The organism is Streptomyces sp. NPDC048650 (assembly GCF_043199095.1).
Taxonomy (GTDB): domain Bacteria; phylum Actinomycetota; class Actinomycetes; order Streptomycetales; family Streptomycetaceae; genus Streptomyces.
The window spans coordinates 1-12,656 of the sequence record NZ_JBICVM010000016.1 but is presented as its reverse complement, the minus strand read 5'-3'; the positions used below and the strand labels follow the sequence as shown (position 1 = coordinate 12,656).

Sequence of the window (12,656 nt, the reverse complement as noted above, 5' to 3'; positions counted from 1 at the left end):
GCATGCCCCTTATTACCGCGCGTCCGTCTTCGGACGGGGAGTGGGCGGCGAGATCAGCAGGAGCCCCAGGAGAAGCAGGCCCCCTCCGCACTCGCGGGTGTCGCGGAACACGCCGTTGGGTTCGGCGCAGTCCAGCAGCCCTTCGACTTCGGCGGCCAGGGTGGTCGTGTCGGTCGATGCTGTGCGATCCGTAACCATGTTTTTCCTCCTTGTGCGGCGGACGGAACCCAGCCTTACATCCGCCCAAATCGCCCGCAATCCGAAGAAAGCGGGCTGCGGCACCTCCCGGGTGTCGGCCCGCGAGTCGGCCCGGTCCGCCGCGTTGCCCCGCAACGCCGCCGCGCCGCAGCTCAACTCCGTTGCAAAAGCGAGCCGTTGCGGGCGTTCCGGTGACCATCGAATGGCCTATGGAGGAGGCCCTCCGGGCGCCTCCGCGGGCCCTTTCCGATTGCTCCGTTCGGAGGCATTACCTGCAAGTACGGGGCGCCGTCGGCCGGATGGCTACCTCCAGGTAGCCCGCACCTACCTCCAAGTAGGGGCCGGAAACGGCCGTCCGGGACCGCCGACACCGGCCCCGGCGCGGATTCGGGGCACCGCACCACGACTTTCCGGGTGTGCCGACTGCGCCGCCCCGGCCGGACCGCTTGCGCCGCCCGGGCGAACTCGTACGGCGCCAACAGCCGCGGGCCGGGGCGCCCGAGGCCCGGGCGGCGCCCGCACCCTCCCCCAACGGCGGGGCCGGTTCACCGTGTTGGCGGCCGGATGTGCGCAGGTGCGCCGCGGGTGCCGGTGCGGGCCGGGCGGCTCCGCCCGGCCCGCCGTGCGGTGCCCTGCACGGCCCCTTGCCGATCCGGCGGCTTCCCCGGGCACCCCGGTCGCTCACCGCCGACCGACCCGCCGCCGCTCCGCGCCGAGGAGCCGCGCACCGAGGCCGTACGCGAGGCGGTGCCCGGTACCACGTGCCCCGGTTCTGCGGGCGGCGGCGCGGGCGGGACGGCGGAATGCTCGGAACGCTCCCGGCGGGCCCTGGCCGGACCGCGCGGCCGGATCTACAGTGGAGATTGGTTGACATCAAGCAAGTAAGTGCCGAGCGAGTATCCGTCCCGGTGGAGCCCTCCAGGGGTGATGTTCCGTGGGAAAGACTGCCGAGCCGCCCGATGCGACCGCGACAGGAGCCCTTCCGGGGCCCGCGCCGGGCCCCGGCTACAAATGGGTCGCCCTGTCGAACACGACGCTGGGCGTGCTGATCGCCTCCATCAACATGTCGATCATGCTCATCGCGCTGCCCGACATCTTCCGGGGCATCGGCGTGGACCCGCTGCAGCCCGGCAACACCAGCCTTCTGCTGTGGCTGATCATGAGCTATCTGGTCGTCACCGCCGTCCTGGTGGTCAGCTTCGGCAGGCTCGGCGACATGTACGGCCGGACCCGGATGTACAACCTGGGCTTCGCCGTCTTCACTCTCTTCTCCGTCCTGCTCTCGGTGACCTGGCAGCACGGCACGGCCGGTGCCCTCTGGCTGATCGCGATGCGGGTGCTCCAGGGCGTGGGCGGCGCGATGCTGATGGCCAACTCCAGCGCGATCCTCACCGACGCCTTCCCCGCCGCCCAGCGCGGACTGGCACTGGGCCTCAACCAGGTCGCGGGCATCGCCGGATCCTTCCTCGGGCTGGTCCTGGGCGGACTGCTGGGGCCGGTCAACTGGCGGCTGGTCTTCCTGGTGTCGGTGCCGTTCGGGGTCTTCGGCACGGTCTGGGCCTATCTGAGGCTGCGGGACACCGGCGTCCGCATCCCCGCCCGCCCCGACTGGTGGGGCAACCTCACCTTCGCCGCCGGGCTGATCGCGCTCCTGACCGGCATCACCTACGGCATCCAGCCGTACGGCGGCCACACCATGGGCTGGACCAACCCCGCGGTGATCGCCGCGATGACCGGCGGGTCGGCGATGCTGGGCGTCTTCTGCCTGGTCGAGCGGAGGGTCGCGGATCCCATGTGCGACCTGCGGCTGTTCCGGATCCGGGCGTTCACCGCGGGCAACCTCGCCAGCCTGCTGGCCTCGCTCGGCCGCGGCGGCCTGATGTTCATCCTGATCATCTGGCTGCAGGGCATCTGGCTGCCGCGGCACGGCTACAGCTTCACCCAGACCCCGCTGTGGGCCGGTATCTACATGCTGCCGATGACGCTGGGCTTCCTGGTGGCCGGGCCGGTCTCCGGCTGGGCGTCGGACCGCTTCGGGGCCCGGGCCTTCGCGACCGGCGGCATGGTGCTGGCCGCCGGAACCTTCGTCGCGCTCCAGGCCCTGCCGGTCGACTTCTCCTACCCCGGCTTCGCCGCGATCCTGCTGTTCAACGGCATCGGCATGGGCCTGTTCGCCTCGCCCAACCGGGCAGCGGTCATGAACAGCCTGCCGCCCGACCGCCGAGGCGTCGGCGCCGGCATCAGCACCACCTTCCAGAACGCGGCCATGGTGCTGTCCATCGGCATCTTCTTCTCGCTGATGGTCGCGGGCCTCTCCGGCTCGCTGCCCGGTGCCCTGACCAGCGGGCTGACCGCGCAGGGCGTTCCCGCCGCCGACGCGGCCAAGGTCGCGGCGCTGCCTCCGGTGGGCGTGCTCTTCGCCTCCCTCCTCGGCTACAACCCGGTCCAGACTCTGCTCGGCCCGCACGTGCTGGACCGGCTGCCGGACGCCCACGCCGCCTACCTGACCGGTCGCGAGTTCTTCCCGCAGTTGATCTCCCAGCCGTTCGCCGACGGTCTGGCCGTCGCCTTCGACTTCGCCATCGCCGCCTGCCTGATCGCGGCCGTCGCCTCGCTCCTGCGCGGCGGGCGCTACGTCCACGGTGAGCAGGTCCGGGACGCGCCGGCCGCCGCCGGGCGCCCGAGTGTCGAAGGGGGACGCGACGACGGGCGCGGTCCCGGCGCGGCGGCCCCGGCCGAGCCGCCCCGGGGCGGTACCTCTCCCGGCGCGGGGGAGACCGCAGGGCGAGCCCGCCACGATCCGGCCCGCGAGGCGCCGGCCCGCGAGGCCCCGGCCCCCGAAGCCGCCGCCCACGAACCGGCGGCCCCACCGTCGGCGAACCCTCCGGGGAGCCCCTGATGAACGAGCCGCTGACGGATGCCCCCGGCGTCCCGCCGGAACCGCCCGCGCCCGAGGCCGTGCCCGACCCGACTCCGGCCCCGTATCCGCCGGCGGAGCTCGCCGGCCGGCTGCGCGCGGTGATCCAGCATCTGCTGCCGCTGCTGCGCCGGCAGAGCGTGCACAGCGATCTCACGCCCAGCCGGCTGACGGCCCTCGCCGTTCTCGCCGCGCACGGCCCGCTGCGGATCAGCGACCTCGCCGCCCGCATGAACATCGCCCTCTCGACCGCCTCCCGGATGGTCGACCTCCTCGACGGCTGCGGCTGGATCGCCCGCCGCCCCGACCCCCAGGACCAGCGCGCCAGCCTCATCAGCCTCAACGACGCCGGGCAGCAACTGCTGCACTCCGTGCGCCGGGAGACCACCAGCATCCTCGCCGCAGAGCTGGCGGGGCTGGCCCCCGACCGGCAACGCCTGCTGCACGACGCGCTCCCGGCGCTGGAGGAGCTCGCCGAGCTCGCCCAGCGGCCGCGCCCCCGAGGGTCGGCGCCCGGCCGCGCCGACCCACCGCACTGACACCTCGTCGGTTTTCTGCCGGCCCCTGCCGCCGGGCCGCCGAGGCGGTGCCGGGCGCGAGTCGGCGCTGGCCTAGAGTGCGGGGGTGCCGTCGTACAGCATTGGCCAGGCAGCCCGGCTGCTGGCAGTGAGTTCGGAGACCGTCCGCCGCTGGGCCGACGGTGGTCAGCTACGGATGGACCGGGACGGCTCGGGGAACCGGGTGATCGACGGCGTGAGCCTGGCGGGCTTCGCCAAGGAGCGTGCCGCTGGGCTGCATCCGGTGCCCGGCGAGGTCCGCACCTCGGTGCGGAACTCCTTCGCCGGTATCGTCACCGCCGTCGTCCTGGACGACGTCGTCGCCCAGGTGGAGATCCAGTCCGGTCCGCACCGGCTGGTGTCGATGGTCAGCCGGGAGGCGGCCGAGGAACTGGGCATCGAGGTCGGCGTCACCGCCACCGCCCGGATCAAGTCGACCAATGTGCACATCGACCGGCCGGACGACCGCGGGCAGTGAGGACCCGCGCGCCCTGGCGGCGGATCCGCACGCTGCCCCGCCGCCGAGGGCCGTTCCGGACGAGTGACACCGTGGATCAGGCGGCCTGACGGCACAACAGCGCGGCGTGCAGGTCGAGTTTGTGGTCGAGTCGGGACAGATCACGGCCGGTGAGCGTCTCGATGCGCTGGATGCGGTAGTGGACGGTGTTGACGTGCAGATGCAGCGTCTCGGCCGTTCGAGCCCAGGACCCGTGCTGGGCGAGGAAGACCTCCAGGGTCTCCAGGAGCATCCGGTGCGACGTGCTGCTGCCGCGCGCCAGCGGGCCCAGCACCCGGGTGCTGAAGGCCGTACGGACCTCGGCGGGGACCCCGGCGAGCAGCGTGCCCAGCGTCGTGAGGTCCTCGACGGAGGTGACCGCGGAGGTCTTCGGGGTGGCGGCGCGGGCCGCTGCCCGGGCGTAACGTGCCTGGGCGAGCGCGGAGTCGAGCCTGTCAGGAGTCGCCGCGAGGGAGCTGACCCCGGCGTGCAACGCGGCCTGGGGCCGGCAGACGTGCAGGGCCGGCCAGAGCTCGCGCAGCGTCGTGCGGGCCTCGGCGTCGGGATCCGCGTGGACCACGGCGACGGCCTCGCCGCCCGGGAGGCGGCCGGTCGCGAACGGCTCGCCGGGGAAGTGCCGCAGCGCCTCGGTCAGCGCGCCGACCGCGTGTCCGCTGTCGTCCCCGCCCAGCGCGGCCACCACCACGCGGTACGGGCCCACGGTGGGCAGCCCGGCGGCGTGCAGGGCGGACTCCAGAGTGGCGCCGTCGGCCGCGGCGGTGTCGACCAGCGCTGCCAGCTCGTCCGCGGCCCGCCGCCCGGCGGCCTGCCGGCGGTCGAGGTGGTGACGGTGCTGGGCGAGAACATCGGCTATTTCGTGCAGCACGCGCGGCGGGGCGTCGGCCGCACCCCGCAGATGCAGGTGCCAGCTGTCGTACGGGCCGCAGTCCCCGTCGATCCGCAGGCTGGTGCCGATCGCCTCGTGCAGATCGCGGGCGGCCTGCTGCGCGGGCAGGAACGGGGCCGCCGGGGTGCGGGCGATCACCCGCCCGGTCGCCGTCAGCAGATAGCACGCCGGGCCGCCCAGGTGTGCGAACGCGCGGTCCAGCAGGGCGTCCGGTGGGGCGTCCTCGGCGAGCAGACCGGCCAGTTCGGTGCGGACGTTCTCCGGCAGCGCGTAGTGGTCGGTGGGGCGGCGGCTCAGGTCCCCCCACTGGCGCAGGTAGACCGCCTCCGTGATCGCACGGAAGGTGGTGTGCGCAGGCACCGCGATCAGGGCGATGCGGTGCTCGCGGCAGGACTCGACGAGGACGTCGGGTACCGAGCCATGGGTCTCCTCGCCGGCCAGCAGAGCGGCGGCTCCCGCCGCACGCAGCGCGGAGACGAAGCGGTCGGCCTTCGCGCGGCCGTCGCCGGGCGCCCACCAGACCAGCCCGCTGAGCACCAGCTCGCCCGGTTGCAGAAACCGCTCCGGGTCCTCCAGATCGGTGGCGGTCACCCCGCTCACCTCCTGGGCGAGCAGGGCGCTCTCGCCCCACAGCGGGGTCAGGTCGAGCGAGTCGAGCTGGAGAAGATCGTGGACGTGCATGTGCTGGCTCCTTGGGCGGCTGCCGGGGGACGGACCGGCATCTCACATTCACGAGGCTAATGCGAGTACAGGCATCGTAAATGCCAGCCGTTCTGCCCGATACACCTCTTGGTTGATCATCCAGTTCCGGGCCGCCGTGCTCGTGTTTTTCCGTGTTGCGCACCAGTCGTGCCGGGTGCCGCCGTGTTGCTTCACTCGCGGCATGGATCTGAACACGGTGCTGGAGGTGCAGGACGCCCGGCAGCGCGCCCCCTGGCGCACGGGCGACGCCTGGCTGGGCGGCGGCACCTACCTCTTCTCCGAGCCGCAGCCGCACATCCGGCGCCTGGTCGACCTCGGCCGGATGGGCTGGGAGCCGCTGCGCCGGCTGCCCGACGGCTCCCTGGAGATCGCAGCGACCTGCACCATCGCCCAGCTCTCCCGCTTCGCGCGGACCTACGACGCCCCGGCTGCCCCCCTGTTCGAACAGTGCTGCCGCGCCTTCCTGGCGTCCTTCAAGATCTGGAACATGGCCACGGTCGGCGGCAACCTCTGCAATGGCCTGCCCGCCGGCCCGATGATCTCGCTGACCGCCGCCCTCGACGGCACCGCACTGCTCCGGGCCCAGGACGGATCCGTGCGCCGCACCAAGGTCGCGGACTTCATCACCGGCGCCGGCCGCAAGGACCTCGCCGAGGGCGAACTGCTGCGCTCGGTCACGCTGCCCGCGCGGGCCCTCGTCGCCCGTACCGCCTTCCGCCAGGCGTCCCTCTACGGACTCGGCCGCTCCGGTGCGCTGGTCGTCGGAGCCCTCGACCCGCTGGACGGCTCCCTCGCCGTGACCGTCACCGCCGCCACGGTCCGGCCGTTCCGCCTCTGGTTCCCGGTGGCACCGGACGCCAAGGAACTGCGCGACACGATCGAGTGGACCATCACCGACGGCGACTGGTTCGACGACATCCACGGACTGCCGGCCTGGCGCCGGCACATGGCGCTGCGGCTCTCCGAGGAGATCCGCCGGGAACTGGGCCGGGAGGCCGGACGATGAGCTTCGAGATCCATGTCAACGAGCGGCCGTTCGACGCGGAGCCGCGTGCCGGCCAGTGTCTGCGCACCTACCTGCGCGACCGCGGCTGGTTCGGGGTCAAGAAGGGCTGCGACGCGGGCGACTGCGGCGCCTGCACGGTGCACGTCGACGGCGAGCCCGTCCACAGCTGCCTCTACCCGGCGGTCCGCGCCGCGGGCCGCCGCGTCACCACCGTCGAGGGACTCGCCGACGCCGACGGCGAACTCCACCCCGTACAGCGCAAGTTCCTGGACGCCCAGGGCTTCCAGTGCGGCTTCTGCACGGCCGGATTCCTGATGACCACCGCGGCGCTCGTCGACGAGCAGGGCGGGGAGCACGACGACGGGAAGCTGGACGACCTGCCGCGCGCGCTGAAGGGCAACCTGTGCCGCTGCACCGGCTACCGGGCGATCGAGGACGCCGTCCGCGGGGTCAAGAACGTCGAGGAGCCCTGCCCGGGCCAGGCAGTCGGCCGCAATCTGGGCGCCCCGGCCGGTCCGCTGGTCGTCACCGGCACCGCCCGCTACACCTTCGACATCGACGTGCCCGGCCTGCTGCACATGAAGCTGCTGCGCTCACCGCATCCGCACGCGCGGATCGTCGCCATCGACACCTCCGACGCGCTGCGGGTCCCCGGCGTGCACACGGTGCTGACCCACCACGACGCCCCCGAGCGGCTGTTCTCCTCTGCCCGGCACGAGCACCCCACCGAGGACCCCGACGACACCCGGGTGCTGGACGACGTGGTCCGGTTCGTGGGCCAGCGGGTGGCCGCCGTGGTCGCCGACAGCGAAGGGGCCGCCGAGGAGGGCTGCCGTCGCATCGCCGTGGAGTACGAGGTGCTGCCGCACGTCGTCGACCCGGAGGAGGCGATGCGGCCCGGCGCCCCGGTGATCCACGCCAAGGGGCCCGAGACCCGGATCGCACGGGCCGCCGACAACGTCGTCGGCGAGGTGCACGGCGAGATCGGCAGCGTCGAGGAGGGCTTCGCCGAGGCGGACATCGTCTACGAGGAGTCGTTCCGCACCCAGCGGGTGCAGCACGCCAGCCTGGAGACGCACGGCTGCGTCGTCTACTTCGAGGAGAAGGACGAGAACGGTGAGGACGACGAGAACGGTGCGAACGGTGAGGGCGCGGACGCGGAGCAGCGGATCGTGGTCCGCTCCAGCACCCAGGTGCCGTTCCTGACCCGCCGTGCCCTCTGCGCGCTCTACGACCTGCCCGAGGACCGGGTCAGGGTGGTCGCGGGCCGGGTCGGCGGCGGCTTCGGCGGCAAGCAGGAGATGCTCACCGAGGACATCGCCGTGCTGGCCGCGATGCGGCTGAAGCGGCCGGTGAAGCTGGAGTTCACCCGCGCCGAGCAGTTCTTCGGCGCGACCACCCGGCACCCCTTCCGCATCGGCATCAAGGCCGGGGCCAGGAAGGACGGCACGCTGACCGCGCTGCAGCTGCGCGTCGTCTCCAACACCGGCGCGTACGGCAACCACGGCCCCGCCGTGATGTTCCACAGCGTGGGCGAATCCATGGCCGTCTACCGCGCACCGAACAAGAAGGTCAACGCCTACTCCGTCTACACCAACTGCGTCCCGGCCGGCGCCTTCCGCGGCTACGGACTGGGACAGGTCACCTTCGCCGTCGAGTCCGCGATGGACGAACTGGCCCGCCGGCTGGGCATCGATCCGCTGGTCTTCCGGGAGCGCAACATCATCGGCCCCGGCGAGCACATGATCAGCCCCGGCGGCGAGGAAGAGGACCTGCACATCGCCAGCTACGGCCTGGACCAGTGCCTGAAGGTCGTCCGGGACGCCATCGCCGAGGACCGCAGCGCCGCCGACGCGCCGCCGGGCTGGCTCGTCGGACAGGGTACGGCGATGTCGATGATCGCCACCGGCCCGCCCGGCGGCCACTTCGCCGACGCCACGGTGACGCTGCTGGAGGACGGCAGGTACGACATCGCCGTGGGCACGGCGGAGTTCGGCAACGGCACCACCACCGTCCACAAACAGATCACCGCGGGGGCGCTGGGCACCACCGTGGACCGGATCGTCATCCGTCAGTCCGACACCGACGTCGTCCGGCACGACACCGGCGCGTTCGGCTCGGCCGGGACCGTCGTCGCGGGCAAGGCGGTGATGAAGGCGGCGAACGGTCTCGCCGAACGGGTCCTGACCTTCGCAGCGGAGCACGCCAGGGTCCCGCGGAGCCTGTGCCGGCTGACCGCGGACTCGGTCGAGTGCGACGGGCGCATGGTGTCGCTCAAGGAGCTCCACGAGGCCGCACGCGGCACCGGGGTGGAGCTGTCGGCGGCCGGGCACTGGGGTGGTTCACCGCGCTCGGTGGCCTTCAACGCCCAGTGGTTCCGGATCGCGGTCGACCCCGACACGGGGGAGATGAAGATCCTGCGCAGTGTGCACTCGGCCGACGCCGGCAAGGTCATGAACCCCATGCAGTGCCGCGGCCAGGTCGAGGGCGGCGTCGCCCAGGCGCTCGGTGCCACCCTCTTCGAGCAGGTCCTCGTCGACGGGAGGGGAAAGGTGGTCACCCCCGCGTTCCGCCGCTACCGGCTGCCCGCCTACGCCGACGTACCGCGTACCGAGGTGCACTTCATGGAGACCTCCGACGCGATCGGGCCGCTGGGTGCCAAGTCGATGAGCGAGAGCCCGTTCAACCCGGTGGCGCCCGCCTTCGCCAATGCGCTGCGCGATGCCACCGGGGTGCGCTTCACCGAGGTGCCGCTGCTGCGCGACAAGGTGTGGCAGGCCATCGAGGACCACCGGGCCGCCGGTGCGGAGGAGGGCTGGTCGGCCACGGCACACCCCGGACGCGAGGGGTCGGTGTGAGACGGGCCGGACGACGGAGCTCCGCGTCCGGCTGGGTTCACCACACGGACATGCCGCCCTCATGGCCCCATTCCCCTCACACCAGCGAGGTAAAAGCGGAGGGGAGGGTGGCATCCGTGATTCACGGGCCGGCCGGTCGGGCATCACAGGGAGGCAGCCGCCACGCGGACCGTCTCCAGGGGGACTCGAATGAGCCGACTCAGCCCACCGACCGGACCCGTCGCCGTACGCCCGACGCCGCCGGACACCGCACCCGCCGGCTCCCGGCGCTTCGCGATCCGCGGCCAGTTGCGCCGGCCGCTCGCGCTGAGCGTCGCGGACCTGCGGGAGCGGTGGGCGCAGCGGCACGCCGACGTGGTCTTCGACTGCGCCACCAACGGTCCGCAGCACCACACCTTCGAAGGGCCGCTGCTGCGGGAGGTCGTCGACGAGGCGGGGCCGGCCTTCGACGCCCGGCGGCGCAAGGACCGCTCCCGCTTCCTGCTGGCGGTCACCGGCAAGGACGGCCACCACGCGGTGCTGTCCTGGGCCGAACTCGACGCGGACTTCGGCAATTCGCCGATTCTGCTGGCCACGGTGATGGACGGCCGCGGCCTGGACGAGGTGGGCAGCCAGCTGGTGGTCCCCTCGGACCGCTGCGGGGCCCGGTACATCAGCGCCATCACCGGGATCTGGGTCGGCACCTGCGCGGTGCCGGAGGAGCGGTTCGCCCCGGGAGCGCCGTAGGCCCCGACAGGCGGTACCCCCGACGGGCGGTACCCACGGCGCGCGGTACCCACGGCAGAGTGGGCACTCGGCCCGCGGGCGGGGCCGGGCTCAGGCGCCGGCGAGCGAGATCTCGGTGGACTTGATCAGAGCGGTGACCGGTGAACCGGCAGTCAGGCCCAGGTCGTCGACCGCCTCCCTGGTGATCGCCGCAGTCAGCTCGCCGCCCGCCACGCCGACCTTCACCCCGGCCATCGCGCCGCCGGTGGCGACGCCCTGCACCGTGCCGGGGATCCGGTTGCGGATGCTCAGCCCGTCGACCGCGCCAACGGCGAGCGAGACCTCGGTGGATTTGATCAGCGCACGGACCGCCGAACCCGCGGCCAGGCCCAGTTCCTCGACTGTCTCCACGGTCACGGCGGCGGTGATCTCCTGGCCGCCCTCCAGGTGGACCTTGACGGTCGCCATGACCTCCCCGGTGGTCACCTCGGTGACGGTGCCGGGAATCTGATTACGGATGCTCAGGCTCATGGTGGGCTCGCCTCATAGGGAGAGTGGAATGTCGGAGTTTTTCCTGCCATGGCTCACGTTCCTGCACTCTCACCACACTCTACGCGGTCGACCGGACACGCATTGTAGGCAAGAGGTCGAGGCGTGAATGCGCCTGGCGAATCGGAGGTGAGGCGCTTTCCTCCGGTATCCGGATTCCGGGAAGCGGTCTCCGGTTCTCCTTTAGTCATTTCCTCCAATGGGCCTGGCGTCTGCTATAGGGAATCGTCTTATGGATTGCAAATGCGAGCCCCTGCCGCATATCTTGTCGCACATGCAGTCCTACACAATCGGTCAGGCGGCGCGATTGCTGGGCGTCAGCCCGGACACCGCCCGCCGCTGGGCGGACGCCGGCAGGGTCGCCACCCACCGCGACGACAGCGGCCGCCGCCTGATCGACGGCCGCGACCTGGCCGCGTTCTCCACCGAGGTCGCACAGAGCGGCACCGGTGAGGACGACGCCTCCTACACCTCGGCACGCAACGCCTTCCCGGGCATCGTCACCGCCGTCAAACTCGGCGATGTGGCGGCTCAGGTCGAAATCCAGGCGGGACCGCACCGCCTGGTGTCCCTGCTGACCCGGGAGGCCGTCGAGGAACTGGGGCTGGAGGTCGGCATGCAGGCCACCGCCCGCGTGAAGTCCACCAGCGTGCACATCGACCGCACCTGAACGACCGCGTGCCGGCCCGCTCCCGGGCCCGCGCGCCAGCACCATCGCCGCACCGCACCGCCCCCACCGGTCGGCCGTCCCACACCAGCGGCGTCGCCCGTCCCCGGCGCGACTGGTCCCCATCCGCTCGGCGGCATCCGCCGCCCCGCGTCACAAGGAGCCCCGCCCCATGTCCCGTGCCGTCACCCGCCGTCGCGCCGCCGCCGCACTCGTCACCGCCGCCCTGCTCGTCCCCCTCGCCGCGTGCGGTGACAACGACAGCAAGAAGGACAGCGGCGAGAAGTCCGCCGGCGACGCCCCGAAGGCCGAGCTGACCGTGCTGGCCGCCTCGTCGCTGACCGATGTCTTCAACAAGGCCGGCGCCGCCTACGAGAAGGAACACCCCGGCACCAAGGTCCGTTTCTCCTTCGCCGGTTCGCAGGAACTCGCCGCCCAGGTCAAGCAGGGCGCCCCCGCCGACGCCCTGGTCACCGCCGACACCAAGACCATGGACGGGCTCAAGGCGGACGCCGGCACACCGACCGTCATCGCCAAGAACCGCCTGGTCATCGCCACGGGCGAAGGCAACCCGAAGAAGATCGACAACCTCAAGGACCTCGCCGACAGCAAGCTCAAGGTCGTGCTCGCCGCCTCCGAGGTGCCGGTCGGCCGCTACAGCAAGCAGGTCCTGGACGCCCAGAAGCTCGACGTCAAGCCGGTCTCGCAGGAGCCCAACGTCCGCGCCGTGCTCAGCAAGGTGGAACTGGGCGAGGCCGACGCCGGTCTCGTCTACAAGACGGACGCCGCCACCGCACCCAAGAAGGTCGACGCCGTCGACATCCCCGACGCGCAGAACGCCGTGGCCTCCTACCCGGCCGCCACCCTGAAGACCTCCAAGAACGCCAAGGCGGCGGCCGCCTTCGTGAAGTGGCTCAGTACCCCCGAGGCGCAGAAGATCCTCCGCGACGCCGGCTTCCAGAAGCCGTAACCGGCCCTGGTGCGGCGCGGGGGGGCGGGCCCGGGGGGGGGGGGGGCCGGCCCCCCCCCCCCCCCCCGGGCCCCCCCCCCCCCCCCCCCCCCCCCCCCCCCCCCCCCCCCCCCCCCCCCCCCCC

Annotated in this window: 11 protein-coding genes; 8 read left to right on the top strand and 3 right to left on the bottom strand. The window is 72.5% G+C overall.

The features are described 5' to 3' along the window. Nucleotides 1-12: 12 nt before the first annotated feature. Nucleotides 13-198, bottom strand: coding sequence for a hypothetical protein (locus ACGFML_RS32150; RefSeq protein ID WP_393549165.1), 186 nt, complete (start codon nt 196-198; stop codon nt 13-15). 934 nt (nt 199-1,132) lie between these two features. Here ACGFML_RS32150 and ACGFML_RS32145 point away from each other — a divergent pair. From ACGFML_RS32145 to ACGFML_RS32135, 3 genes are all read left to right on the top strand, one after another. Then, nucleotides 1,133-3,097, top strand: a complete 1,965-nt coding sequence (locus ACGFML_RS32145) for an MFS transporter (protein WP_393549164.1) — start codon at nt 1,133-1,135, stop codon at nt 3,095-3,097. Beyond that, nucleotides 3,097-3,654: a MarR family winged helix-turn-helix transcriptional regulator gene (locus tag ACGFML_RS32140; RefSeq protein ID WP_393549163.1), complete on the top strand. Its 558-nt coding sequence runs from the start codon at nt 3,097-3,099 to the stop codon at nt 3,652-3,654. Before ACGFML_RS32145 ends, ACGFML_RS32140 begins: the two co-directional genes overlap by 1 nt. A gap of 85 nt (nt 3,655-3,739) precedes the next feature. Then, entirely contained in the window at nt 3,740-4,150 is a 411-nt protein-coding gene (locus ACGFML_RS32135) for a molybdopterin-binding protein (protein ID WP_393549162.1), read from the top strand. A gap of 76 nt (nt 4,151-4,226) precedes the next feature. Here the strand turns inward: ACGFML_RS32135 and ACGFML_RS32130 are convergent, their stop codons facing one another. Next, entirely contained in the window at nt 4,227-5,756 is a 1,530-nt protein-coding gene (locus ACGFML_RS32130) for a helix-turn-helix domain-containing protein (protein ID WP_393549161.1), read from the bottom strand. 202 nt (nt 5,757-5,958) lie between these two features. On the opposite strand from ACGFML_RS32130, the gene ACGFML_RS32125 reads away from it, so the two are divergent. The 3 genes from ACGFML_RS32125 to ACGFML_RS32115 all read left to right on the top strand — a co-directional run bounded on the left by ACGFML_RS32125 (nt 5,959) and on the right by ACGFML_RS32115 (nt 10,367). Beyond that, a complete protein-coding gene (locus ACGFML_RS32125) occupies nt 5,959-6,783 on the top strand; it encodes an FAD binding domain-containing protein (RefSeq protein ID WP_393549160.1) in 825 nt (274 codons plus the stop codon). After that, the gene (locus ACGFML_RS32120; protein WP_393549159.1) at nt 6,780-9,641 is read left to right on the top strand and encodes a molybdopterin-dependent oxidoreductase; all 2,862 of its coding nucleotides are present in this window, start codon (nt 6,780-6,782) and stop codon (nt 9,639-9,641) included. The genes ACGFML_RS32125 and ACGFML_RS32120 overlap by 4 nt, the downstream gene beginning before the upstream one ends. 189 nt (nt 9,642-9,830) lie before the next feature. Next, the gene (locus ACGFML_RS32115) at nt 9,831-10,367 is read left to right on the top strand and encodes a molybdopterin-dependent oxidoreductase (protein WP_393549158.1); all 537 of its coding nucleotides are present in this window, start codon (nt 9,831-9,833) and stop codon (nt 10,365-10,367) included. 90 nt (nt 10,368-10,457) lie between these two features. On the opposite strand, the gene ACGFML_RS32110 is transcribed toward ACGFML_RS32115, so the two are convergent. Continuing rightward, the gene (locus tag ACGFML_RS32110) at nt 10,458-10,877 is read right to left on the bottom strand and encodes a molybdopterin-binding protein (protein WP_393549157.1); all 420 of its coding nucleotides are present in this window, start codon (nt 10,875-10,877) and stop codon (nt 10,458-10,460) included. A 292-nt stretch (nt 10,878-11,169) separates the two neighbouring features. Between ACGFML_RS32110 and ACGFML_RS32105 the strand changes: the two genes are divergently transcribed. Together ACGFML_RS32105 and modA are read left to right on the top strand one after the other, a co-directional pair. After that, nucleotides 11,170-11,565 (top strand): molybdopterin-binding protein, encoded by a 396-nt coding sequence (locus tag ACGFML_RS32105; protein ID WP_393549156.1) that lies wholly within the window; start codon nt 11,170-11,172, stop codon nt 11,563-11,565. Nucleotides 11,566-11,734: 169 nt separating this feature from the next. Continuing rightward, nucleotides 11,735-12,532 carry a molybdate ABC transporter substrate-binding protein gene (modA, locus tag ACGFML_RS32100; protein WP_393549155.1) on the top strand — a complete coding sequence of 266 codons (798 nt, stop codon included), beginning with the start codon at nt 11,735-11,737 and terminating at the stop codon, nt 12,530-12,532. Nucleotides 12,533-12,656 lie beyond the last annotated feature (124 nt).

Coding starts and splice junctions, on each gene's coding strand:
- ACGFML_RS32110 (WP_393549157.1), bottom strand. CDS start 10,877: ATGAGCCTGAGCATCCGTAATCAGATTCCCGGCACCGTCACCGAGGTG.
- ACGFML_RS32115 (WP_393549158.1), top strand. CDS start 9,831: ATGAGCCGACTCAGCCCACCGACCGGACCCGTCGCCGTACGCCCGACG.
- ACGFML_RS32150 (WP_393549165.1), bottom strand. CDS start 198: ATGGTTACGGATCGCACAGCATCGACCGACACGACCACCCTGGCCGCC.
- ACGFML_RS32140 (WP_393549163.1), top strand. CDS start 3,097: ATGAACGAGCCGCTGACGGATGCCCCCGGCGTCCCGCCGGAACCGCCC.
- ACGFML_RS32120 (WP_393549159.1), top strand. CDS start 6,780: ATGAGCTTCGAGATCCATGTCAACGAGCGGCCGTTCGACGCGGAGCCG.
- ACGFML_RS32130 (WP_393549161.1), bottom strand. CDS start 5,756: ATGCACGTCCACGATCTTCTCCAGCTCGACTCGCTCGACCTGACCCCG.
- ACGFML_RS32125 (WP_393549160.1), top strand. CDS start 5,959: ATGGATCTGAACACGGTGCTGGAGGTGCAGGACGCCCGGCAGCGCGCC.
- ACGFML_RS32105 (WP_393549156.1), top strand. CDS start 11,170: ATGCAGTCCTACACAATCGGTCAGGCGGCGCGATTGCTGGGCGTCAGC.
- modA (WP_393549155.1), top strand. CDS start 11,735: ATGTCCCGTGCCGTCACCCGCCGTCGCGCCGCCGCCGCACTCGTCACC.